Genomic DNA, 23605 nt, shown 5'->3' with positions numbered 1-23605 from the left:
ATTCCTCCCCGCCTACTTGAGGAAGCGCGCCAGCTCCTCCATGTCGACCTCGGGCTTGGCCTGCGGGCCGCCGAACGCGCTGCCCTTCTTCGCCTCGGCCTCACGCTGGGCGGCGAGTTCCTGCTGGCGGCGCTTGGCCGGGTTGCCCGAGCGGCCCTTCTTCGAACCGGAGGTGTTGCGCTTCTTCTTGTTCTGCCGCTTCGTGTAGCCACCGCCCATGCCCGGCATGTTCGGCATGCCCGGGATGTTCGGCATCCCGCCGCGCGACATGCTGGTCATGACCTTCTTCGCCTGCTCGAAGCGGTCCACGAGCTGGTTGACTTCCGTGACCGTGGTGCCCGAGCCGTTGGCGATGCGCAGGCGACGCGAGCCGTTGAGGATGCGGGTGTCGGCGCGCTCGGCCGGGGTCATCGACTTGATGATCGCCTCCTGGCGGTCGATCTCCCGCTCGTCGAACTCCTCGAGCGCCTCGCGGTACTGGCCCATGCCGGGCAACATGCCCATGAGCTTCTTCATCGAGCCCATCTTGCGGATCTGGTTGAGCTGCTCGAGGAAGTCGTCAAGCGTGAAGTCGCCGCCGGCCATCTTCGAGGCCAGGTCCTCGGCCTGCTGCTCGCTCCACGTGCGCTCGGCCTGTTCGATGAGGGTGAGCAGGTCACCCATGTCAAGGATGCGGGAGGCCATACGGTCCGGGTGGAAGCGTTCGAAGGCGTCCAGCTTCTCGCCCGTGGAGGCGAACAGGACCGGCTGGCCGGTCACCCCGCGCACGGACAGCGCGGCGCCGCCGCGGGCGTCGCCGTCGAGCTTGGAAAGGACCACACCGGTGAAGCCCACCCCGTCACGGAAGGCGAGGGAGGTATTGACCGCGTCCTGGCCGACCATCGCGTCCAGCACGAACAGGATCTCATCAGGGTTGACGGCATCACGGATGTCGCGCGCCTGGGCCATCATCTCTTCGTCCACACCGAGGCGGCCGGCCGTGTCGACCACCACCACGTCGAACGTATTTTCCTTCGCGTAACGAACCGAGTTGCGGGCCACCTCGACCGGGTCGCCGATGCCGTTGCCCGGCTCGGGGGCGAAGACGTGGACACCGGCCTGCTCGCCGACCACCTGGAGCTGGTTGACGGCGTTGGGGCGCTGCAGGTCCGAGGCCACGAGGAGCGGGCGGTGGCCGTTCTCGCGCAGCCAGCGGCCGAGCTTGCCGGCCAGGGTGGTCTTGCCCGCACCCTGGAGGCCGGCGAGCATGATGACCGTGGGCGGCTTGGGGGCCCAGTTCAGCTCGCGGGTTTGACCGCCGAGCACCTCGATGAGCTCCTCGTTGACGATCTTGACCACCTGCTGGGCGGGGTTGAGCGCCTGGCTCGCCACCGCACCCACCGCCTTCTCACGGACCGCGGCGGTGAACTGCCGCACGACGGGCAGGGCCACGTCCGCATCCAGCAGCGCGCGGCGAATGTCGCCGATGACCGCTTCGACGTCCTTCTCCGACAGGCGCCCTGCCTTGCGCAGGTTGCGAAGCGAACCGGTGATCCGATCAGAAAGCGAATTAAACATGCAGACCTCAAACGAACTAATAGAACGAGCAAAAGTCTACCCCAAGCGCGCCGCCGGCCAGGTGGCGCGCTTGGGGCAGGAGATTAGGCGAGGAGGGAATCGACGAAATCCTCCGGGTTGAAGGGTGCCAGATCGTCGGCGCCCTCCCCCAGACCGACGAACTTCACCGGCACGCCAAGCTCGCGCTGGACCGAGACCACGATCCCACCCTTGGCTGTGCCGTCCAGCTTGGTGAGCACGATGCCGGTGATCCCGGCGACCTCCGCGAACACCTTCGCCTGTGTCATGCCGTTCTGGCCCGTTGTCGCGTCCAGCACCAACAGCACCTCGCGTAGCGGGGCGCCCTTTTCCATGACGCGTCGGATCTTGCCCAGCTCGTCCATGAGGCCCGCCTTGTTCTGCAGGCGGCCGGCGGTGTCGACGATCACGACGTCGGCCCCGGACTCGCGCCCGACCTTGACGGCCTCGAAGGCCACCGACGCCGGGTCTGCACCCTCACGGTCGGATCGCACGACGTCGACGCCAACGCGCTCACCCCACGTGGCAAGCTGGTCGGCGGCAGCCGCGCGGAACGTGTCAGCAGCGCCGAGCACCACGCTCTTGCCGTCGGCCACGAGGAGGCGGGCCAGCTTGCCGGTGGTGGTCGTCTTGCCCGTGCCGTTGACCCCGACCATGAGGATCGAAGCCGGGTGGCGGGCGTCGTCGGCGACGACGGGCTCAAGGTTAAGGGAACGGTCCATGTCCGGGCCGACGAGCGCGAGCAACTCCTCGCGCAGGATCACGCGCACCTCCTCCACGTCGGTGGTACCGCGCACCTTGGTCTGCGTGCGCAGGGTGTCCATGAGCTCGGTGGTGGCGTCCAGGCCGAGGTCGGCCATGAGGAGCGTGTCCTCGAACTCCTCCCAGTCCGCCTCGGACAGGTCGCCGCGCGACAGGATCGACAGGAGCGCGCGCCCGAGCGCGCCCGAGGCGGCAAGGCGCCCGCGCAGGCGCTCCATGCGCGAGCCCACCGATTCAGGAACCTCGACGGCCGGGACCTCGACCTCGGGGACCGCGGGCTCCGCAGGGACCTCGGGCTCGGCCGGCCCAGGTTCGGCCGGAACCTGCGGCGCTACCGGCGCCTCGACGTCGGGCTCAGCCTCGGCCAGCGCCTGCTGCTCGAGCTCGGGGCGCTGCTCCCAGGGCAGCTCCTTCGACGAAGACCTGCGCTGGCGCACAACCAGCGCCGTGCCAAGGGCGAGAATAGCAAGAATGCCAAGGATAAGAATGATGATCTGTTGAGTATCCACGGCTCTAGTCTCGCCTACATCGGGCGATATTCCAAAGAGTGACTCGCTCGGCGGACCGCGCCACCAGGCCCATTGAAAAACCTTGGACGGTTCCGGCGCGATGTCCCCATATAAAGAAGATCTCGCCGAAACCGTCCAAAATACTTTACTCGCCGCGCGGCATGAGGTCGATCGCGGCGCCGGTGAAGATCCGAACCCCGGCCGGTAACACCTTTTCCTCCACGCAGAACTTACGGTTATGCGCGCCGGCGGGCGAAGCGGTGAGCATGCGGATGAAGGTGGCCTTGCCGCCGTTGGCCTGGACCCGATCCATCATGAAGGCGTAGTCCTCCGATCCGGAGGCCTCCATCCAGTTCGGCTGGTGCGCCTTCAGGCCCAGCTCCGCTGCGACGGCGTCGATGCGCTCCATGAGCTCGCGGTCGGAATCGAGCGAGATCGACTCCCCCATCCGCACGATCTCATACTCGAGCTCGTACATCGCGGCCGCCGCCTTGATCACCGCCCTGGCCCGCTTTTCCATGTACTCGTTGGTCTCGGTGGTATCGCCCCGCACCTCAATCTCCAGGTGCGCCTTGTCGGCGATGATGTTGCGCCCACCGTCGATGATCACCTTGCCCACGTTGACCCGGCTGGGCCCGTGCGAGTGGCGGGAGATCGCGTACAGGTTGAGGATCGCGGTAGCCACGGCCGGCACCACGTTGCGCCCCTCCTCGGGCGCGCCCGAGGCGTGAGCCGAGCGGCCGAAGAAGTTCACGTCCATCTTCGTGGTCGCGAGCGCGCCGCCCGCTCCGGAGCAGATGTCCCCGTCCTGGGACTTCTCATCCACGTGCTGGGCGAGCATGAAGTCGACGTCGTCAAGGTGGCCCTTGGCCACGATCGACTTCGCCCCTCGCACGCCCTCCTCCGCGGGCTGGAAGATGATCTTTAGCGTGCCGGACCACGAATCCTTCATCTCGGCCAGTAGCTTGGCGGTGCCCAGACCGATGGTGATGTGGGCGTCGTGGCCGCAGGCATGCATAGTGCCCTCATGCTCGGAGCGGAAGCCCTTGGCGGCCGGCTCGAAATCGTCGTCGTCGGCCTCGTGGATGGGCAGGGCGTCGATGTCGAAACGCATGCCGACCGTGGGCCCCTCCCCGTTGCGCATGATCGCCACCGCGCCCGTGAACTGGTCCTTGATCCTCTCCAGCCACGCGGGGGCGGCGCCCTCGTCGAGCGCGCGCTGGAAGGCCGCGGCGTCGGCGTCGGGACCGGGCAGGCCCATGCGCTCGTCGGCCTCGCACACGTCGGGGCCGTAGAGCACCTCGTAGCCCCAATCGGTGAGGCGCTCCAGGATGATCACGGTGGTGCGGTACTCCTGGAAGCCAAGCTCGGGGTAGCGGTGGAAGTCACGGCGCCACTCCACAAGCTCGTCGGTCATCTGGGCGGCGGCGTCGTTGATGCGACGCGCAATATCGTCGGTGATAGCGGTCATGATGTCCTTATTTCCGTTATGCCCGATGTTATCGGAGCCTCCTTCGGGCGTGATCACCGACGACGACGCACGGCGCCCGGGATCCGACGCGCACCGCGATACAGCGCCCTGCCGAGCCGAGCAGAGCCTCGCGCACCCTGCTTGGCCACCTGTGCCACCGTGCCAGCACCCGCCGAGCACGCCGCCCACACCTTCTGCGCGCGCGTGGACTGGGCCGGCGCCTTGTGGGAAGCGCGCTCCGAGTAGTCCTGCTTGACGTCCCCGGCAGCCTCGAGCGCCTTGATGACGGCAAGCTCGGTGGCGTCAAGGACTTTACGCGGGGCCGAGGAGCCGAACGCGCGGGAGAACTTTTCCTCAATGCCGTCCGGGGAGTAGTAGGGATCGCGCTGATCGCCGCCGAAGGTGGCAAACATATCCGACAGGTGTGTGTCCTTCATGTGAACCACGAACCTGTCCCCGTCCAACTCATTCGAGCGCCACGCCCTGACCGATTCCTCGACCCATTCGCGCCCTTCGGCGGTCTTGCGTCCGCGCGCTAAATAGTAGGCGCCGCCGCCGACGGTCCCCACAACAGCTGCACTCATCAGAATGGTCATCACCCTTTAGTTCTAGACCAGCCCCACCCAAATAGCACGCTTCGCCGTGGGCGTTTCCATCACAATTGGGTCACGGTCCCTGCTGGCAGCCGGGACCAGGGTCCGTACCTGCCCGCCGCCCGTGCGTCGTTAGCTTCCGGCGAGGTCCTTGACCCGCTGGGAGATGACGCTGGTAACGCCGTCTTCGCGCATGGCCACACCGTAAAGAGCGTCGGCGATCTCCATGGTGCGCTTTTGGTGGGTGATGATGAGCAGCTGCGAGTTGTCCTGCAGCTCCTCGAACAGCCCAAGGAGGCGGGAGAGATTCGTGTCGTCGAGCGCGGCCTCCACCTCGTCCATGACGTAGAACGGCGAGGGACGCGCCTTGAAGATCGCGATGAGGAACGCCACGGCCGTCAGCGAGCGCTCCCCACCCGACAGGAGCGAGAGCCGCTTGACCCGCTTGCCCGGCGGGCGGGCCTCGATGTCGACGCCGGTAGCAAGCACATCGTCGGGGTCGGTGAGCACCAGCTGTCCCTTCCCGCCCGGGAAGAGGCTGGCGAAGGTCGTCTCGAATTCGCGGGCCACGTCCGAAAGCGCGCTGGTCATCACCTCGTTCACGCGCTGGTCGATGTCGCGCACGATCCCCAGCAGGTCCGCCCGCGACTGGCGCAGGTCCTCAAGCTGCTCAGTGAGGTAGCGCTGGCGTTCCTCGAGCGCGGCGTGCTCTTCGAGGGCGAGGGGGTTGATCTTGCCCAGGCGTGCCAGGTCGCGTTCGGCCTTGATCAGGCGTTTTTCCTGTTCCTCGCGCACGAACGGCTGCTCCGGCTTCGGCTTCTCGCCCTCCGCCTGCGGCAAGGTGATCATGAGGTGGGGGCCGAACTCGGCCACGAGCGTGTCAGCTGACATGCCCAGGTCATCGATCGCCTTCGCCGCGAGCTGCTCGTACTTGAGGCGCTGTTCGGCGAGCGCGAGTTCGTGGCGGTGGCCCAGGTCGTCGAGTTCGCGCTGTTCCTGGCGCAGCCGCTCGAGGCTAGTGCGTGCCGCGGAGAGTTCGCCCTCGCGTGTGGCGCGCATGCCCTCGGCCTCCTCGCGCTCAGCGCTGAGGGCCGCAAGGTATTCTTGCGCGACGACGAGCGCGGCCGTGGCGTCCTTCGCCACCTGTTCCGCCACCCCGGCCGCCTCCTGGCGCCGGGCTGCCGCGCGCTCCTCCTGGGCGATGCGGGCCTCGACCGAGCGGGCCTGCGCCTGGAGCGCCTCCGACTTGCCGGCGATCGCGCGCAGGCGCTCCTCGCGGGTGCGGAGCCTCAGCCGGGCCTCCGTCTCGTCCGAACGCGCCGCCACGGTGAGCTTGTGTGCCGCGTCCCGCTCGGCTGACAGCTCGGCCGCGTGCTTGGCCAGGTCCTCCGGGGCGTCCTCGAGCTGGCCCTGCTGCTCACGCAGGTCGGCAAGTTCGTCGATGTGCCGTTCAAGATCGTGGTCAATCCGGCGCACACGTTCCTCGTTACGCTCGATCTCCTGGTGAGCAGCCGACAGCGATTGGCGCAGCACCCCGAGCTGGGCGCTGACAGCCGCCAGGTGCGAATCGCGGGCGCCGAGCTGGGCGGCGATCTGGTCAAAGTCCTCATCGGCGACCGCGGCGGCTGCGTGAGCGCGGGCCAGCTCCTCCTCGGCCCGCGCGAGGGCCTCGGTGGCGGCGGTGGTCTGGGCCCGGGCGTCGTCGTAAGCAGCCTGGCGCGCGAGGATCGCGGCCGCCTGCACCTGCCCGCCCCAGGCGTGGGTGCCGGACAGGACGTCGCCAGCCATGGTCGCCACCGCCGGCGCGCCGGCGTCGAGGAGCTGTTTGGCGGCGGCGAGGTCGACCGCGAGCACCGTGCCGGTCACTAGCGCGCGCAGAGCCACGGCCGAGCCGCCCTCTCCCTCCACGACGTCGGAGGCCAGCCGCGCCTGGTCGGCGGCAAGATTAGTCTGTGCGAGCGCCGCGCGGGCGGCGTCGTCGCGATCGGATCGCGCACCGGACTCGATGAGGAGCTCGAGGTGGCCGGCGTCGGCCTCGCGGGCGGCCCGCAGGGCGTCGACGGCGGCGTCGACGTCGCGCACGATCGCCCCCGTTGCAACGCCCGACAGCGCGGCCTCGGCGGCGGCCTCCCAGCCTCCGGCGATCTTCACCGCATCCCGCACCAGGCCCACCACGCCCGTGCGGTGCTCGTCCAAGAGCCAGGCGGTGGCGTCCTCGGGGGCGAGCGAGAGTTCGAGGGTGTCGGCCTTCGTGCGCCACTCCACCACCGAGGACTGCGCGGCGGCCACGGCCTGACGGGCCTCCTCGACCGCATCATGCGCACCCTGGCGCACGCGCGCCGCCTCTTCGTGGGCGATAGAGAGCGTGTCGTCGCCGTCGGTGTGAGCCACCGCCTGCTCCTCAAGCTCGATGACCTGCTGCTCGGCGGCATCCGCGCGCTTGCCGGCCTCCGCCATCGCGGCGGCCACGCGCTCCTTTTCAGCGGCAAGCGACTCGATGCGCGAACTCGCCGTGGCAATCTTGCCATTCAACCGGGCTGCCAGCTCGCGGCGATCGGCCACAGAGCGGTTGACGGTGGCAAGCTCCTGGTCCAGCTCACGCTCGCGCAATTCGGCGCCCTCCCGCCGAGAGATTACCTCACGCAGCGCGTCCTCGGCAGCGCGGACCTCCTTACCCAGGCTCTCCTCCTCGACCCGGGCCTCCTCCGCCCGCTGCCAGATACGCTCCGGGGCCTCCCCGCGATGCGCCGACGGGCCGGTCTGAAGCAGGGAACGCTCGCGCTCGGTGGCAAGGTTCGCCAGCCCGCGGAAGCGCTCCACGAGCGAGCCGAGCCGCTGCCAGTTCTCCGTCAGCGCCGCGATCTGCGGGCTGGCCGCATCCGCCGCCGCCTGGAGCTCGGACACCTCGTTCGCCGCCCTCGCCACGCGCGCGGCCAACTCGGCCGCGGATTCCTGGAGCTTCTTCTCATTCACCGACTGAGCCTGCAGGCGCGCCTGGGCCTGGGCGACGTCGTCGGCAAGAATGCGAGCCCGCGCGTCGAACGCCTCAGCCTGGATGACCTGGGCGCGCCGGGCCGTGGCCGCCTGGCGGGCGAGCGGGCCGAGCTGGCGGCGCAACTCCCCGGCAAGGTCCTCAATGCGCGTGAGATTGCCCTGCATCGACTCTAGCTTCCGCAGCGCCTTTTCCTTCCGGCGCCGATGCTTGAGCACGCCGGCGGCCTCCTCGATGAAACCGCGGCGGTCCTCAGGCGTGGCCGTCAGCACCTCGTCAAGCTTGCCCTGCCCGATGATGACGTGCATCTCCTTGCCCATGCCCGTGTCCGACAGCAGCTCCTGGATATCGAGCAAGCGGCAGGCCGTGCCGTTGATCGCATACTCCGAACCACCCGTGCGGAACAGGGTGCGCGAGATCGTGACCTCGGAAAACTCAATGGGCAACGCGCCGTCGGTGTTGTCGATCGTGAGCGTGACCTCGGCGCGGCCCAGCGCGGGGCGCTTCGCGGTTCCAGCGAAGATCACGTCGGCCATGTTCCCGCCGCGCAGATTCTTCGCACCCTGCTCGCCCATCACCCACGCGAGCGCATCCACCACATTCGACTTACCCGACCCATTCGGGCCCACCACACAGTTAATACCCGGCTCGAAGCTCATGGTGGTGGTCGTGGCGAAAGACTTAAAGCCACGCAAGGTCAAGGTTTTCAGGTGCACGCGCCCAGTTTATCGTGGACGAGCAAATTTTCAGCTATCCGCGCTCCACGTGATCCCGCCGTCGATGGATACGGCGCGCTCGCGGCTCCCATCCGTGCGCATGAACGTCACCTCGATCCGGCCCGCGGCTACCTCGACGTCCTCTACCGCGCCCGTCGATGGCAACTCCGCAACATAGACCCACTCCTGACCCATACGCTCGACGAAGACGTTGCGGTTAGCGGGGCCGGCCTTGTCCACGACGACGACCGCGTGCTCGGGGTCGACATCGAAGGCCTCCACCTCCCCCACGTCCCACCTGGCCGCCACGGTCGGCAGGGACCAAGGCTCAGGCGACGGTGAGGCGGTGGCCTCCGGGGTGGCCTCGACCTCCGGCACGGTGACAAGCTCGGATTCGGGGATTGGCCGGCGGCGCATGGTGAAAGGCGAGAGGGACTCGTACTCGCCGACGTCGCTCTGCCAGCCCTCCCGGCAGTCCGCCGGATCGAAACACCAGCTGTCGAGGTAAGCGAAGGTGAGCATCGAAGGTGCGATGCCCAGCCATGTGATCCCCGCAAGGGGCAGGGCGAACACCCAGGCTAACATCGCCAGCCCGATCCCCCACGTCCGCCACCTCCAGGCGGCCAGCGCGCCCAGGCACGCGAGCAGCGGGGCCGCCCCGATGACCACGACGATCTTCAGCGGATCCGTGATCCACCAGCCGAGGCGGACGGAGTCCCATTCGCGGCCCGGCAGGGTGATGGCGAGCCACAGAGCGGTGGCGCAGGAAACCCACACCGCCAGCGCAATGAGCGTCACGTGGGTGAACACATGCCATCCGCGCGGCTCGGGTTCACCCTCAGCCGGGATATGGTCAGCCGTATCCACCGTCAACAACCCTCCAGGGGCCGCCATCATTACGCACAAGGATCTCCTTGTAATCCGTATACGTATCGTCGCCGTTCAGCCCCATCTCGGGAGCCTTGTCATTCGTGATGAAGTCGACTGTGAGCACGATGGCCTCATCTCCGTCGTACTGGCTCGCCCAATAATCGGAGTCGAGCTCGCCCGTGTACGTCACCGACCCGAAATCCTCCAGCACCTCTGACAACGCCGTCCAGTGATCAACGACGACGTCCGCCGCCTCGCGCACCTCGTCCTCCGAGTAAGTGGCCGAGGGCGCAAGGTTATACGTGACCTCACTCATCGGGTCGCTGGAGCACCCGCCCAGGAGGGCGAGTCCAGCGACCAAAGCGAACGCGCTACGAGACCTAGTCGAACCAGACGGAGATCTCATGGGCGGCCGACTCCGCACCGTCAGAGGAATGGATGAGGTTGCGGATCTCGCCGTCGCCCCAATCACGCCCGAGGTCGCCACGGATCGTGCCGGGCGCGGCCGCAGTCGGCTCGGTGGCACCGGACAGGGAGCGGACGCCCTCGATCACACGATCGCCCTCAATGACGGCCGCGACGATGGGGCCGGACTTCATGTAGGCGGTCATGCCCGCGTAGAAAGACTTTTCCGTGTGCTCGTGGTAGTGGCGGGCCAGCAGATCATCAGTGGCGGTGAGCATGCGCATCCGCACGATGCGGTAGCCCTTCGCTTCGATACGGCGCAGGATCTCGCCAGTGAGACCACGCTCCACGCCGTCAGGCTTGACAAGGATCAGTGTTTGTTCAGTCATGCTCCTATGATAGTCGCGCCCTCACCATTGCGTGCGAAAAACGGGGCTAGGACAGCAAAAGTGCGCGGCACAGGGCATCGTGCGCCCGGCGTAAACTCTCGGAATTCTTCATCGCATTGTCGATGTCCCACACCTGAGAGAACTCACCATATACCGACTCGAATTCCGGGCCAGGCCGATGGCCGTCTCTCACCAGGCGCTGTTTCATCGTCTTCGTTCCGAAACGAGCGACGGCCCTTAAAAGCTCCTTCTTGGGGCGCACACTTCGCTGCGCATTGCGCACCTCATTAGTCGGCACTCTAAAGAAAGAAGCGGCGCCCTCATGGTCGGCCAGCATCCACTCCTCGATCATGGGGTCGGCGATTCTGAGGAGAAAGCTGCTTGGGCAGGAACCACCGAGCAAAGCCTGCCGAAGATCAACCGGGCACTTTCCGTCCGAGTCACGTACGACCAACCAAACGCCCCGTCTGGTACCGACGCCGCTTCACAGTACGCACTGATCTTCTTGTCAAGATTTGCAACGCCATTTTGAATGAAATCGCCACACACCTCCGCTCCCACATACTCCACAAGACGCGCAAGGAAGGCAAGGTCACTCCTCCCCTCACACACAAGGTAGACACGCGCGGCCATCACTGCATCGCTTGGACAAGACCGGTACCGATGCGAGGGTTGATGAGATTGGAGATGGCCTCGGACTTCAGCACTCCGGTATCGACGAAATCTGACTCCGGCGAACACTCCGATAGCAGACTAGCCTGCGTGTTCTCGTCTCCGCGCGTGAGTACCAAGATCTCCTCGCTGGCAACGCCCTCATCGTCGAGCAGGTCGGGCGAGTGAGAGGTCATGACCACCTGCATGTCCTTGCCACGCTGGACGGAGGCGATCATCGACGGGAGTTGCTGAATGATCTCACGGTTAAGCGAGATCTCGGGCTCCTCCAGCAGCAAGATCCCCTCGGATCGAGGCTGGGAAAGCACTGCCCAGAGTAGTGCGATGAGCCGCAACGTGCCGTCGGAAAACTCAGTTTCGAGCTGGTTCGCCGGATTCTTTCGCCAGTTCTTGAAGGCCGCGACCAGGTGTGGGTGCCCGGCCTTGTCGATCTCCAGCTTCAGCGATTCAAAGTTCGGCACCGCCGTCTGAAGCGCCGCTTGGATGCGCTTCAGGCGAGCCAGCCGAGTGCGCTCCTGCGTGGCGTTGATCTCCGCAATGAGCCCGTTCCCCACGGCGTCACTCGATGTCCGGGTGGGACTGGAGTGACGAATGCTCTGCGGGGAGGGATGCGAGTAGCGAATCCCTTCGAAGAACCTCGCCACGTCCCGGAACTTCGTGTTGCTCGCGATCTGCTCCAGGTGGGTCTGAGTGAGCAGGACCGGATCGGCGTTGTCGGCCGCGTTGGGGCGCGAAAGGATAGTCTCGCCCGCTCGCGTCACCACTTCCTTCGCAACGGTCGGCCGGCGCAGGCCCGAGGACTCCCGGCTGATCGCAAGATTGTAGGTCCATTCCTCGCCGCCGTCATCCATGACCACGAGGATTTCAACGTGCCCGTTATTGAAGTTGCGCGCGTTGAGATTGCGGATCGTACTCAAACCGCCACGGTTCTCAATCGCGGAGCTCAGGCCGCCCTGGGGGCTTGCGATGTCACGCAGGAAGCGGAAGACATCCAGGAGGTTTGACTTGCCGGTGGCGTTCGCACCGACGATAATGAGGCGCTGCCCCAGGCGGAAGTCAATCTCGTGGAAATTCCTCCAGTTCTTGACCTGCAGTTTCGTCAGGCGCATTTTCCCTCCCAGGGCCGTCCGTTTCCTCCCATCGTATACGGACGGCCGGCGCATTCCTAGGAGCCATCCACCTTCGGCCGGCCCATGACCGCGCGCGCATTGGCGGCCAGCACGATCGATCCCATGACCACCACGTGCGGGGTGGTGAGCTCCTCGACGTCGGCGCTTTCGGCCACGTCGGCGGCGTACACGATCGCCGTGTCCAGGTTCGGTTCCACGGCCACGCGGTCCTCGCCGAAGACCTCGCGCGCAAGCTCGGCGGTCTCGTCGATCGGCATCGCCCGCTCCGAATCCAGCGCGGTCACCACCACCGAGGAGAAGTGCGGCTCAGCAACCGACAGGATGCCCTCCACGTCCTTGTCCGCCATCGCGGCGAACACGAGGACGCGCGTGCCGGGGAAGTTCTCCTCGAGCGCCCCCACTGTCGCCTCCACGCCAGCGGGGTTGTGTGCGGCGTCGACCAGCACGAGCGGCGACTTGCGCACCACCTCCATGCGCCCCGGCGAGTGCGTGGCCATGAGCGCGTGCTCCACCACGTCCCCGCTCCACGCTCCCCCGCCGAACAGGGCCTCGGCCGCCGCGATCGCCATGGCCGCGTTGCTGGCCTGGTAGTCGCCAAACATTGCGAGCGGCACGTCCTCATACACACCGGCCGGAGTGCGAACCGTGATGATCTGCCCGCCCACCGCGCTCTCCCGGTCAAGCACCTGCAGGTTCTGGCCGTACTGGACGTACTCGGCGCGATTGGCCCGGACGGCGTCGTGAACGAGGTCAAGTACCTCGGGGTCCTGGCGGGCGCTGATGAGGGTGGCGCCCGGCTTGAGGATGCCAAGCTTCTCAGTGGCGATGTCGGTCAGTTCGTAGCCGAGCCATTTTTCGTGGTCGCGGGCGACCGTCATGAGCACGGCCACCTCCGCGTCGATGACGTTCGTGGCGTCCCACTTGCCACCCATGCCCACCTCGACGACGGCGACGTCGACCGGCGCGTCCGCGAACGCGGCATATGCCATCACCGTGAACACCTCGAAGAACGACATCCGCGGGCCGCCCTCAGCGGCGGACTTCTCATCCACCCACGCCACGAACGGGGCCACGTCCTCCCACGCCTGAATGAAAGCGGCGGGCGAAATGGCCTGGCCGTCGATGCTGATGCGCTCACGCACCGAGTTCAGGTGCGGGGAGGTGAAGCGGCCCGTGCGAAGCCCGCGCTCGCGCAGGAGCGACTCGATCATGCGGGCCGTGGACGTCTTGCCGTTCGTGCCGGTGATGTGGACCGCGCGGAAGGACCGCTGCGGGTTACCCATCATGTCCAGGCAGTCGGCCACGCGCTGGATCGAAGGCTGTACCTTGTGCTCCGGGGCGCGGGCCACGATCTGGGCGTAGATCTCCGCGACCTGGCGCTCCAGCTCTACCTGGTCGGCCAGCTGCTCGGTGGGGTCGGGTGCGGGGGCGGCCACGACGTCGTCGAGCACGGACGGGTCCGGGCCCACCACCAGCCGCGAGCGCAGGACAGCCTCGAGGTCGGCGTCGAGCTCGTCGCCCGCCTCCTGACCGGTCAGCGGGTCCGGGCCCTCGTCGAAACGCGATTCGCTCATAGCTTCTCCACGTTCACATCGATGGTGTCGGCGCCGCCGGACACGCTCGCCTCGAGGGCCAGGGTCTCGGCGGTGATCATGTCGAGGTTGGCCTCGACCGCGGCCACCCGCTCATCAGGAACGCGCAGGGTGAGGCGGATGCGGTCAGCCACGTGCAAGCCGTCGGCCTTGCGCTGGTCCTGGACCGCGCGCACGACGTCGCGCGCGTAGCCCTCCGCCTCCAGATCCGGATCAAGCACCGTGTCGAGCACGACGAACGCGCCCGAATCCAGCACCTCGGCCACCGAGCCCTCGGCCGCCTCCACGGCCGTGGTCGCCTCAAACTGGCCGGGCTCGAGCACAATGACCGGGTCGATGAGCATGCGGGCGCGGTCACCCTCCAGCTCCCACGCGCCCTCGCGCGCCGCCTTGAACAGGGCAGACGTGTGACGACGCACGGCGGGTTCCAGCTCGCGCGGCAGCACCGTCAGCTCCTTGCGCACCTCCAGCCCGGACTCCTCCGCCGTCTGGATCTTGACCTCCTTGACGTTGACCTCGGAGGCGATGAGCGAGGCGAACGGGGCCAGGTCCAGGCCGGTGACCACGGTCAGGGAGCGCAGCGGCTGGCGCACGCGCAGCGAGTGGGCCTTGCGTAGCGAGTGGGCGTGCGAGACGACGTCGCGCACCTCGTCCATGACCTTCACCAGATCCGCATCGACGACGTGCTCGGGCCACGTGGGCCAGTCGGTCATGTGGACCGAACGCCCGCCCGTCAGCCCGCGCCAAATCTCCTCCGCCACCAGCGGCAGGAGTGGGGCCGAGACCCGCATGAGAGTCTCAAGCGCGGTGTAGAGCGTATCGAAGGCGCCCTCGTCCTCGTTCCAGAAGCGGTCGCGGGACGTGCGCACGTACCAATTCGTCAGCAGGTCAATGAACCCGCGCACCTCCTGCGTTGCCGCCGGGATGTCCAGCCCGTCGAGGTCGGTCTTGACGGCGTCGGCCAGCAGCTTCGTACGCGAAAGGAGGTAGCGGTCCATGACGTCCAGGCTCGCGAGCGCCTCGGCGTCGTCGACGTCGATCGGCGACGCCACGTAGCCCTCGCCCTTGTTGCACGTGCCCGCGTAGAGAGCGAAGAAGTACCACGTGTTCCACAGCGGGAGGATGACGTGGCGCATCGCCTCACGGATGCTCTCCTCGTTGACCACCAGGTTGCCGCCGCGCAGCACCGGGGAGCTCATGAGCATCCAGCGCACGGCGTCCGAACCGTACTGGTCGTACATCTCCATCGGGTCCGGGTAGTTGCGTAGCGACTTGGAGGCCTTGCGCCCGTCGTTGCCCAGCACGATGCCGTGCGAGATGCAGGAGGTGAAGGCCGGGCGGTCGAACAGGGCCGTAGACAGCACATGCATGACGTAGAACCAGCCGCGGGTCTGGCCGATGTATTCGACGATGAAGTCGCCCGGGAAGTGGGACTCGAACCAGTCCTGATTTTCGAACGGGTAATGTTTCTGGGCATACGGCATCGAACCCGAATCGAACCAGACGTCGAGGATGTCCGGGATGCGGCGCATCGTGGACTTGCCCGTCGGGTCGTCCGGGTTGGGGCGGGTCAGCTCGTCAATGTAGGGCCGGTGCAGGTTCGGCTCCCCGTCCGGGCCCACCGGCAGGCGGTCAAAGTCGGCTTCGAGCTCGGCGAATGATCCGTAGACGTCGATGCGCGGGTAGGCCGGATCATCCGACTTCCACACCGGGATCGGGGTGCCCCAGTAGCGGTTGCGGGAGATCGACCAGTCGCGGGCGCCGGCCAGCCAGTTGCCGAAGATTCCGTCCTTGATGTGCTCCGGCTGCCACGTGATCTGCTGGTTGAGCTCCACCATGCGGTCGCGAAACTGGGTGACGGCAACGAACCAGGAGGTCACGGGCTTGTAGATGAGGGGCTTGCGGCAGCGCCAGCAGTGCGGGTAGGAGTGCACGTAGGACTGCTCGCGCACCAGCACCGAGCGGCGCTCGGCCGGGATGCGCTCCTGGGAGCCCGTGCCGTCGCGCAGGTCATTCATGATCGGGCGGTTGGCCTCGAACACATTGACCCCGGCGTAGTCCGTGATGTTGGGGAAGAACTTGCCCGCCGTGTCTACGGTCTCGATCACCTTGATGTCCGCCTCAGCGAGCACGAACATGTCGTCCTCACCGTAGGGGGCGATGTGAACCAGGCCCGTACCGTCCTCAGTGGAGACGTACTCAGCGGTGCGGATCTGCCAGGCGTTCGGGCCCGGCTTCTCATCCTCGCGCGTGTAGTAGTCGAAGATCGGGTAGTACTTCTTGCCCTGCAGGTCGGAGCCCTTGTACTCGGCCACCACCTGCGGATCCTCGCCCAGCTCCTTGGCATAGGCTCGAAGGCGCGCCTTTGCCAGCAGCACGTCCTGGCCAGCCAGCGGGCCATCCGCGGGACGCACGGTCACGTAGTCGATCTGCGGGCCCACCGCGATCGCCAGGTTGGACGGGAGGGTCCACGGCGTCGTCGTCCAAATGAGGGCCAGCTCGCCCGACTCGAGGCGCAAGCCCACCGTCACCGTCTGATCCTGGCGGTCCTGGTAGACGTCGTCGTCCATCTTCAGCTCATGGTTCGACAGCGGGGTCTGGTCATTCCAGCAGTACGGCAGCACGCGGTAACCCTCGTAGACCAAGCCCTTGTCCCACAGCGTCTTAAACGACCAGATCACCGACTCCATGAACGTGGGGTCGAGCGTCTTGTAACCGTTGTCGAAGTCCACCCAGCGCGCCTGGCGGGTGACGTACTCCTTCCACTCCTTGGTGTAGGTCAGCACCGAGGTGCGGCAGGCGTCATTGAACTTCTCGATGCCCATCGTCTCGATCTCGGACTTGTCCTCGATCCCGAGCACCTTCTCCGCCTCCAGTTCGGCGGGTAGCCCGTGGGTGTCCCAGCCGAACTCGCGGTCCACGCGCTTACCCTGCTGGGTCTGGTAGCGGGCGATGACGTCCTTGACGTAGCCCGTGAGGAGGTGGCCATAGTGCGGCAGGCCGTTGGCGAACGGCGGGCCATCATAGAAGACGAATTCGTCCCCCGTACGCTGATCGATCGAGGCCTGGAACGTGTCATCCTTCTCCCAGTAGGCGAGGATGTCTTCCTCAAGCTGCGGGAAATTCGGGGAGGCCACGGCGTCGCCGTCGCGATGCAGGGGGTACTTTCGGCTGGTCATTTCTCTCCTCACGTGGGCCGCGTCCGCCGACGCGCCCCAGTTCTTCTGGAAGTTATCGGCGAGGGCGACTTGCGCCGCGGTACCACCTCGCTTGCGTAGCCACGCTACGCCGCTTATTGGAGACGATGACGGGTCCACCCGTCCGGTTCTACTGAGCCACTCGGCCAGCTGCGCCAATCGGGCAGCTTAGCCAGCGGCCGTTCTTCCGGAAGCTCCCCGGTGATAGCCGGATCAAAGCCACGACCAATAATATCCGCGAGCCCCCGCAGGGCGCCATGTCACGCTTGAGGGGCGGACGTGATCTTGGCCGCGTTCGGGCGGTGCGGCCGACGACGGCGACAACTGCCCTACGAGCGCGCGACCACCGTATTCGAGGCCTGCGCGAGTGGGCGGATGATCATGGAATCGACGTTGACGTGCGCCGGGAGGCTGACCGACCAGCGAATCGCCTCAGCCACATCCTCCGCGGTCAACGGCTTGTCCACGCCCTCGTACACCTTGTCGGCGGCGGCCTGGTCGCCGTGGTAGCGATTGAGGGAGAACTCCTCGGTGTGGACCATGCCGGGCGCGATCTCGATGATCCGGACCGGCTTGCCCACCAGCTCCAGACGCAAGGTAGCCGGGATCATGCGCTCGGCGTGCTTGGCGGCGGTGTACCCCGCGCCGCCCGGGTAGGTGCCGTGCGCGGCGGTGGAGGTGATGTACAGCAGGGTGCCGCCGTTTTCCTTCATGTGGGGCAGCACCAGCTGGGTGACCTTGAGGCTCGCCAGCACGTTGAGCTCGTACATGCGCTGCCACTCGTCGAGATTGCCCTCGGCCACCGGATCGGTGCCGAGCGCTCCCCCAGCATTGTTGATAAGCACGTCCACCGGGCCGTGGGCGGCCAGGTAGCGCCCGATCACGTCCACGCCGTCGGCCAGCAGGTCCGCCACCAGGTACTCGCAGCCGGTCTCCTCGGCCAGGGTGCGCAGCCGGTCCTCGCGGCGCGCGGTAGCAATGACACGCACCCCGTCCTTGGCGAACGCGCGCACGGCCGCGGCTCCAATTCCCGACGAGGCTCCCGTCACCAGCGCTGTTGTCATGTGAGCTCCTTCCCTCACCTCCAGCCTACCGCGCATGGGTGCCTCGCCGGCTGGCAGTTGGAGTTGGCTCGGCCGGCCTCGACTCACCTACCCCGCAAGCTGCCCGATCTGGTCCGCGAGCTCGGCGAACGAGGTGTAGAAGCCGCCGAGCCGGTTGCCCAGCATGAAGAGGGCCAGCACCGGCAGCACGGTTGCGCCGGTGTAGAGCACGGCGTCGAGCACCCTGGCCCGGCGCCGCGGCCGCTCACTCCGGTTCAGCCGCCACAGGAGGTAGACGAGGCACGCGAGCCCCACCGCGATCACCACGGCCAGCAGTTTGAGACTGGTGAGCCCAAAGGGCGTTCCGGGTCCCCACACAGCATTCTCCTTACTTTGTTCCGTGCTGAACGCTTGCCAGCCAGGCCACGACGTCGGGAAACTCGGTCACCCACACGGCCCAGCCGTGCCCGCCGCGTGTGAGGGCGTGGTGGTAGATCTTGGACGGGTCGGGCGCGGCGTCGACCACGGCTTGGGCGTCCTCGGCGGTACCGGGATCCTCGGTGGAGGAGACGAACATGAGGTTGCCCTGCCGGGGCACGTCCTTGATGAGTTCGGACAAGCGCTGGCTGTCGACCACCCCGAGCGTGGTGGGGAAGGAATCCGGCAGCGGGCGATCGATCCCGTGCAGCCACACGGCGCTCCCATACACCTCCGGGTGAAGGATCCCCATCCTCGCGGCGCAATACGCACCCATCGACGGCCCGACCACGCTCCAGCCGTTCGCGTCGTCGGTGACATTGAAGTTGGCCCGGATCGCGGCGGGCAGGTCCCTTGCGTACCATGTCTCCGCCTTGTCCCCGCCGGCGACGTCCGCGCAGGTAGCGACCCTGCCCCCGAAATTCATATCCGAGGTGATGAGGAGAGTGGGCGCGATCTCGCCGGCGTCAATGGCCCGCTGCAGTTCTTCGGGGGCGCCGATCGCGGGCGCGATGGCCGAGGCATTGCCGGGCGTGCCGGGCAGGAGGAGCATGACGTTGTATTTTACGCCGGGCTCCGGGTAGCCGCGCGGCACCCAGGCGCGCATCTCAGCGGTGACCGCCGATTCGGGGCCCGTCATCTCCGCGGCGACCATCCCCGGGTCGGAGGAATCCTGCCAGGACAGCACGTAGCGCGGGTCGGTCGTGGGTTCGGTGGCGCTCGGCTCGGGCGCCACGGGCTCTACCTTGCCCTTGGCGGACTGGCCGCTGACGAACCCCGCTACCTCCGACACGTTGCGGAAGAAGCCGAACTGGTAGTTGATGGCGGCAGCGAACGTGACAAGGACGCACAGTTGCACGACGACGACCGTGGCCGCCCGCCCAACCGCGCGAACCGCGCCGGTTCCGGGGCGGGAGATGAGGGCGAAACCAAGCCCACCAAGGATGATGGCGAGGGCGGCGATACCGAGCACAACCCAGCCGTTGAGAAGATTCATAACATACAGATTAATCCCGCCGATTCTCACCGGTGTCAACCCGTAGGTCGGTGCCCTGCCGGCGACGGCTATCCGTAGTAATCTGCGAGGGAGGAACGGGAGGTTTTTATGCTCGGATTTATTGGAACTGGCAACATGGGCGGGGCGATTTTGCGCGGGGTGCTCACCGCCGGCGTCGTCGAAGCAGAAAATGTGATTTTCACCCGCGCGAACGCGAAGGCGGGGCGCGCTCAGGCCGCCGAGACCGGGGCGTGTTTCGCTGCCACTGCGCGCGAGGTCTACGAGGGCGCCGACACGGTGATCCTCGCCGTCAAGCCCCACATGGTCCCCGGCGTCCTGGCCGAGCTGGGCGAGCCCGCGGGCAAGGTCATTGTGTCGGTGGCCGCGGGCCTGAGCCTGGACACGCTCGCCGCCCACGCCCCGGCCGGCTCCCCCATCGTCCGCGTGATGCCGAATGTTAACAGCCAGATCGGTGCCGGGATGAGCGCGCTGTGTGCGGGCGAGGGCGTGAGCGAGGCCCAGCTAGCCCAGGTCGAGAAGATCTTCGCCGCCGTGGGCCTCACCGTCCGCATCGCCGAGAAGGACTTCGCCGCGTTCTCCGCCATCGCCGGGTGCTCGCCGGCCTGGACGTACACCTACATCGACGCCCTCGCCCGCGGCGCTCTCGCGGCGGGCATGCGCCTGGATGAGGCGCGGCGGATCGCGGCCCAGGCGGTGCTCGGCTCGGCGCACCTCGTGCTCGACCAGCTCGGCACGCACACGCCCTCCGAGTTGCGCGACCAGGTCACCTCCCCGGGCGGCACCACGATCGCGGGCCTGATCGCCATGGAGGCCTCGGGCTTTACCCCGGCCGTCATTGACGCCGTCAACGCCGCCATCGCCCGCGACCGCGAGCTCGGCCAGGCCTAGCGCCCCGGACTTTTCCGGCTAGTCCTCCCACGTCAGCACGTCGGCCACCCCGCGCACGACGACGACCGGGCAGTCCGGCGCGATCATCACCCCTGCGGCCGCGGCCACGGCGTCGATGACTGCCTCCCCACCTTGTCGCTTCGCGTCGATGCCGGCGGCGGCGAGGGCGATATCGAGCACGCCCCTGCCCGGCTCGCAGCTCCTGCCCGAGCCGGAGATGATGACGCCCGGGCGCCCACCGAAGCGCGCGGCGAGCCCGCGACGGATCTGGCCCGCCTCGCGCTTGACGTCGACCGGCGCCTTGAGCCCGAGCTGATCGGGGATGCCGGCGCGGGTGCGGAAGCCGTCGGGATCCTCGCCCGCCCGGTGCCAGCGTCCCTGGGCTTTGGCCACGATCTTGCCGGCGATCACCACGATGTCGTCCCCGCGCAGGCCAACGGAGGCATCAGGCCACGTCAGCGCCGCCAGGTGGGGCGCGATGACGGCGGCGACGTCGTCGCCGCTGGTGAGAGTCGGGATACCGGGCACGGCCACGGCCTGCAGTGAAGTCATGCCCGAACTATAGCGTTCCCGCCGCCTAACCTCACACCGCCGAACGTGACCGGGCCTTGTCGATCGTGAAAGAATGTGGACATGACTGAAACACTGCGCACATCCGCCCACGTGCCGGCCAAGGCGAGCTTGGACGGCCTCGAAAGCCGTTGGGGCAAGGCCTGGGACGAGGAGGGCACGTACTCCTTTGACACGGAGACCACCCGGGAGGCGGTCTACTCGATCGACACCCCGCCGCCCACGGTATCGGGCTCGCTGCACGTGGGTCACGTCTTTTCTTACACGCACACGGACGTGCTCGCCCGCTACAAGCGCATGCGCGGCATGAACGTGTTCTACCCGATGGGCTGGGACGACAACGGCCTGCCCACCGAGCGCCGCGTACAGAACTATTACGGCGTGCGTTGCGATCCGTCGTTGCCGTACGAGGAGGGCTTCGTGCCCCCGCACGACGGCGGGGACGGCAAGTCGATCAAGTACGCGGACCAGAAGCCGATCTCGCGGCGCAACTTCATTGAGCTGTGCTGGAAGCTGACCGAGGATGACGAGAAGCAGTTCGAGGCGCTGTGGCGTTACCTGGGCCTGTCGGTGGATTGGAAGCAGAACTACCAGACGATCGGCATGAAGGCCCAGAAGGTGGCGCAGGCCGCCTTCATCCGCAACGTCCAGCGCGGGGAGGCCTACCAGGCGCAGGCACCGGGCCTGTGGGACGTCACGTTCCAAACCGCGGTGGCCCAGGCAGAGCTGGAGGCGCGCGAGTACCCTGGCGCCTACCATTCGTTGCAGTTCCATACGCCGGACGGGGACGTGACGATCGAGACCACCCGCCCCGAGCTGTTGCCCGCGTGCGTGGCCATCATCGCCCATCCCGACGACGAGCGCTACCAGCACTTGTTTGGCAAGACGGCGACCACCCCGGTTTTCGGTGTGGAGGTGCCGATCCTGCCCCACCCGATGGCGGAGATTGACAAGGGTTCGGGCATCGTCATGTGCTGTACGTTCGGCGACCTGACCGACGTGCAGTGGTGGCGCGAGCTGGGCCTGCCGATGCGCACGGTGCTCGGCAAGGACGGGCGGCTCGTGCGCGAGACCCCGGGGTGGATCACCACGGGCCAGGGCCGCGAGGTCTTCGCGGCGATGGCGGGCGCCACCACATTCACCGCCCGCAAAGTTTTGGTGGAGAAGCTTGCCGAGACGGGCGAGATGATCGGCGAGCCCAAGCCCACCACCCGCATGACGAACTTCTTCGAGAAGGGCGACAAACCGCTAGAGATTGTCCCCTCCCGCCAGTGGTATATCCGCAACGGCGGCCGGTCCTACGAGGATGCGAACGGCAAGGAGCTGCGCGAGAACCTGCTCGAGCGCGGCGAGCAGCTGCACTTCCACCCCGACTTCATGAAGGTGCGCTACAACAACTGGGTGGAGGGCCTCAACACCGACTGGCTAATTTCCCGCCAACGTTTCTTCGGCGTGCCGCTTCCCGTGTGGTACCGGGTAAGCGAGGCGGGCGACGTCGACTATGATTCGGTTCTGCTTCCCACCGAGGACATGCTCCCGGTCGACCCGTCGTCGGACACTCCCCCAGGATTCGACGAGTCCCAGCGCGGGGAGCCGGGCGGCTTCGTGGGCGAGGTGGACATCATGGACACGTGGGCCACCTCCTCGATGTCGCCGCAAGTGGCGGGCGGCTGGCTGACGGACGAGAAGCTGTTTAGCCAGGTCTACCCGATGGACCTGCGCCCGCAGGGCCAGGACATCATCCGCACGTGGCTGTTTTCCACGGTGGTGCGCGCCCACCTTGAGTTCGGCGGCCTGCCGTGGAAGCACGCGGCGATCTCGGGCTGGATCCTCGATCCGGACCGGAAGAAGATGTCGAAGTCGAAGGGCAATGTGGTCACCCCGATGGGCCTACTGGAGTCGCACGGCTCGGACGCGGTGCGCTACTGGGCGGCCTCCGCCCGCCTCGGCACCGACGCGGCGTTCGACGAGCAGCAGATGAAGATCGGCCGCCGCCTGGCAATGAAGGTCCTCAATGCCTCGAAGTTCGCGCTTGGCATGGGCGGCGAGGGCACCGTTGACCTCGACCTTTCCGCCGTCATCGAGCCGCTCGACCGCGCGATGCTGGCGATGGTTTCCGGCGTCGTCGAGCGGGCCACCGCCGCGCTCGAGTCCTACGACCACACGCGGGCCCTGGAGCTGACCGAGACCTGCTTCTGGACGTTCTGCGATGACTACCTGGAGCTCGTGAAGGATCGCGCCTACGATCGCGACGGCGCCTACGCGGATGCCGAGCAGGCCAACCGGGTGCGTTCGGCGCGTGTGGCGCTCAATTTGACGGTCGACACGTTCCTGCGCCTGCTGGCCCCGGTACTGCCCTACGCCACGGAAGAGGTGTGGTCCTGGTACCGCGAGGGTTCTGTCCATCGCGCCTCCTGGCCCACACCCGAGGCGCTCGCGGCCGAGGGCAATCCGGAGCTCGTAGGCCTGGCAGGTTCCGCGCTCGCCGCGCTGCGCAAGGTTAAGTCCGAGCAGAAGGTTTCCCAGCGCACGGCATTCGCCGCCGTCACGCTCCAGATCCCTGCGGGCACGGCCGAGTCGGTGGAACTGGTGCGCGCCGAGCTGGTCGCAGCCGCGCATGTGAAAGGCGATCTGACCATCATCGAGGCCGACGTGGCTGAACCGGAGGTGACCTCCTTCGAATTTGTCGCCTAACACGACCCTAGTGGCGGATATCATGGCTGGGTAAGCCTGATA

The 23605-nt window shown here is 67.0% G+C and carries 18 protein-coding genes; 2 read left to right on the top strand and 16 right to left on the bottom strand.

The genetic code is table 11. From position 1 onward, the window contains the following. Window positions 1-12: 12 nt before the first annotated feature. The 15 genes from ffh to QPC17_RS02850 form a co-directional block, all read right to left on the bottom strand. Entirely contained in the window at window positions 13-1557 is a 1545-nt protein-coding gene (gene ffh / locus QPC17_RS02920) for a signal recognition particle protein (RefSeq protein ID WP_062612004.1), read from the bottom strand. Between the two features lie 83 nt (window positions 1558-1640). Continuing rightward, window positions 1641-2846: a signal recognition particle-docking protein FtsY gene (gene ftsY / locus QPC17_RS02915; protein WP_068538441.1), complete on the bottom strand. Its 1206-nt coding sequence runs from the start codon at window positions 2844-2846 to the stop codon at window positions 1641-1643. 145 nt (window positions 2847-2991) lie between these two features. Then, window positions 2992-4317, bottom strand: coding sequence for an amidohydrolase (locus QPC17_RS02910; protein WP_068538530.1), 1326 nt, complete (start codon window positions 4315-4317; stop codon window positions 2992-2994). A 53-nt stretch (window positions 4318-4370) separates the two neighbouring features. Next, on the bottom strand, window positions 4371-4916 hold the full coding sequence (locus QPC17_RS02905) for a hypothetical protein (RefSeq protein ID WP_285347447.1): 546 nt from the start codon (window positions 4914-4916) through the stop codon (window positions 4371-4373). Between the two features lie 126 nt (window positions 4917-5042). Further along, window positions 5043-8618 (bottom strand): chromosome segregation protein SMC, encoded by a 3576-nt coding sequence (gene smc / locus QPC17_RS02900; RefSeq protein WP_276786688.1) that lies wholly within the window; start codon window positions 8616-8618, stop codon window positions 5043-5045. 30 nt (window positions 8619-8648) lie between these two features. Then, window positions 8649-9515 (bottom strand): hypothetical protein, encoded by an 867-nt coding sequence (locus tag QPC17_RS02895; protein WP_168160819.1) that lies wholly within the window; start codon window positions 9513-9515, stop codon window positions 8649-8651. Then, the gene (locus tag QPC17_RS02890) at window positions 9472-9849 is read right to left on the bottom strand and encodes a hypothetical protein (protein WP_148132190.1); all 378 of its coding nucleotides are present in this window, start codon (window positions 9847-9849) and stop codon (window positions 9472-9474) included. The genes QPC17_RS02895 and QPC17_RS02890 overlap by 44 nt, the downstream gene beginning before the upstream one ends. 19 nt (window positions 9850-9868) lie before the next feature. Next, window positions 9869-10282 carry a nucleoside-diphosphate kinase gene (gene ndk / locus QPC17_RS02885; protein ID WP_062611992.1) on the bottom strand — a complete coding sequence of 138 codons (414 nt, stop codon included), beginning with the start codon at window positions 10280-10282 and terminating at the stop codon, window positions 9869-9871. Window positions 10283-10328: 46 nt separating this feature from the next. Further along, complete coding sequence (locus QPC17_RS02880; RefSeq protein WP_143601954.1) at window positions 10329-10634, bottom strand: hypothetical protein; 306 nt, start codon at window positions 10632-10634, stop codon at window positions 10329-10331. A 280-nt stretch (window positions 10635-10914) separates the two neighbouring features. Beyond that, on the bottom strand, window positions 10915-12063 hold the full coding sequence (locus QPC17_RS02875; protein WP_062611988.1) for an AAA family ATPase: 1149 nt from the start codon (window positions 12061-12063) through the stop codon (window positions 10915-10917). A gap of 56 nt (window positions 12064-12119) precedes the next feature. Beyond that, window positions 12120-13658 carry a bifunctional folylpolyglutamate synthase/dihydrofolate synthase gene (locus tag QPC17_RS02870; RefSeq protein ID WP_070448275.1) on the bottom strand — a complete coding sequence of 513 codons (1539 nt, stop codon included), beginning with the start codon at window positions 13656-13658 and terminating at the stop codon, window positions 12120-12122. Beyond that, on the bottom strand, window positions 13655-16855 hold the full coding sequence (gene ileS / locus QPC17_RS02865) for an isoleucine--tRNA ligase (RefSeq protein WP_101923397.1): 3201 nt from the start codon (window positions 16853-16855) through the stop codon (window positions 13655-13657). Before ileS ends, QPC17_RS02870 begins: the two co-directional genes overlap by 4 nt. Before the next feature lie 347 nt (window positions 16856-17202). Beyond that, window positions 17203-17937 (bottom strand): SDR family NAD(P)-dependent oxidoreductase, encoded by a 735-nt coding sequence (locus tag QPC17_RS02860; RefSeq protein ID WP_236698622.1) that lies wholly within the window; start codon window positions 17935-17937, stop codon window positions 17203-17205. Between the two features lie 87 nt (window positions 17938-18024). Continuing rightward, the gene (locus tag QPC17_RS02855; protein WP_062611981.1) at window positions 18025-18294 is read right to left on the bottom strand and encodes a hypothetical protein; all 270 of its coding nucleotides are present in this window, start codon (window positions 18292-18294) and stop codon (window positions 18025-18027) included. 10 nt (window positions 18295-18304) lie between these two features. Beyond that, window positions 18305-19390 (bottom strand): alpha/beta hydrolase, encoded by a 1086-nt coding sequence (locus tag QPC17_RS02850; protein ID WP_285347446.1) that lies wholly within the window; start codon window positions 19388-19390, stop codon window positions 18305-18307. Window positions 19391-19498: 108 nt separating this feature from the next. Between QPC17_RS02850 and proC the strand changes: the two genes are divergently transcribed. Next, window positions 19499-20299 (top strand): pyrroline-5-carboxylate reductase, encoded by an 801-nt coding sequence (proC, locus tag QPC17_RS02845; protein WP_276786696.1) that lies wholly within the window; start codon window positions 19499-19501, stop codon window positions 20297-20299. A gap of 18 nt (window positions 20300-20317) precedes the next feature. On the opposite strand, the gene QPC17_RS02840 is transcribed toward proC, so the two are convergent. After that, a complete protein-coding gene (locus QPC17_RS02840; protein ID WP_062611978.1) occupies window positions 20318-20851 on the bottom strand; it encodes a coenzyme F420-0:L-glutamate ligase in 534 nt (177 codons plus the stop codon). 81 nt (window positions 20852-20932) lie between these two features. Between QPC17_RS02840 and valS the strand changes: the two genes are divergently transcribed. Beyond that, complete coding sequence (gene valS, locus QPC17_RS02835; protein WP_062611975.1) at window positions 20933-23563, top strand: valine--tRNA ligase; 2631 nt, start codon at window positions 20933-20935, stop codon at window positions 23561-23563. The last annotated feature ends 42 nt before the right edge of the window (window positions 23564-23605 follow it).

Source organism: Trueperella bernardiae (assembly GCF_030246965.1).
In the GTDB taxonomy this organism is placed as follows: domain Bacteria; phylum Actinomycetota; class Actinomycetes; order Actinomycetales; family Actinomycetaceae; genus Trueperella; species Trueperella bernardiae.
The sequence above is the reverse complement of the archived record's forward strand: the minus strand, read 5'-3'. Positions and strand labels throughout refer to the sequence as shown.

Bases quoted from the DNA above. Each gene is read 5' to 3' on its own strand.
- QPC17_RS02840 (WP_062611978.1), bottom strand. From the start codon at position 20,851: ATGACTTCACTGCAGGCCGTGGCCGTGCCCGGTATCCCGACTCTCACC.
- QPC17_RS02860 (WP_236698622.1), bottom strand. From the start codon at position 17,937: ATGACAACAGCGCTGGTGACGGGAGCCTCGTCGGGAATTGGAGCCGCG.
- QPC17_RS02870 (WP_070448275.1), bottom strand. From the start codon at position 13,658: ATGAGCGAATCGCGTTTCGACGAGGGCCCGGACCCGCTGACCGGTCAG.
- QPC17_RS02910 (WP_068538530.1), bottom strand. From the start codon at position 4,317: ATGACCGCTATCACCGACGATATTGCGCGTCGCATCAACGACGCCGCC.
- ileS (WP_101923397.1), bottom strand. From the start codon at position 16,855: ATGACCAGCCGAAAGTACCCCCTGCATCGCGACGGCGACGCCGTGGCC.
- QPC17_RS02895 (WP_168160819.1), bottom strand. From the start codon at position 9,515: ATGATGGCGGCCCCTGGAGGGTTGTTGACGGTGGATACGGCTGACCAT.
- QPC17_RS02880 (WP_143601954.1), bottom strand. From the start codon at position 10,634: ATGATCGAGGAGTGGATGCTGGCCGACCATGAGGGCGCCGCTTCTTTC.
- ffh (WP_062612004.1), bottom strand. From the start codon at position 1,557: ATGTTTAATTCGCTTTCTGATCGGATCACCGGTTCGCTTCGCAACCTG.
- valS (WP_062611975.1), top strand. From the start codon at position 20,933: ATGACTGAAACACTGCGCACATCCGCCCACGTGCCGGCCAAGGCGAGC.
- QPC17_RS02875 (WP_062611988.1), bottom strand. From the start codon at position 12,063: ATGCGCCTGACGAAACTGCAGGTCAAGAACTGGAGGAATTTCCACGAG.
- proC (WP_276786696.1), top strand. From the start codon at position 19,499: ATGCTCGGATTTATTGGAACTGGCAACATGGGCGGGGCGATTTTGCGC.
- ndk (WP_062611992.1), bottom strand. From the start codon at position 10,282: ATGACTGAACAAACACTGATCCTTGTCAAGCCTGACGGCGTGGAGCGT.
- QPC17_RS02850 (WP_285347446.1), bottom strand. From the start codon at position 19,390: ATGAATCTTCTCAACGGCTGGGTTGTGCTCGGTATCGCCGCCCTCGCC.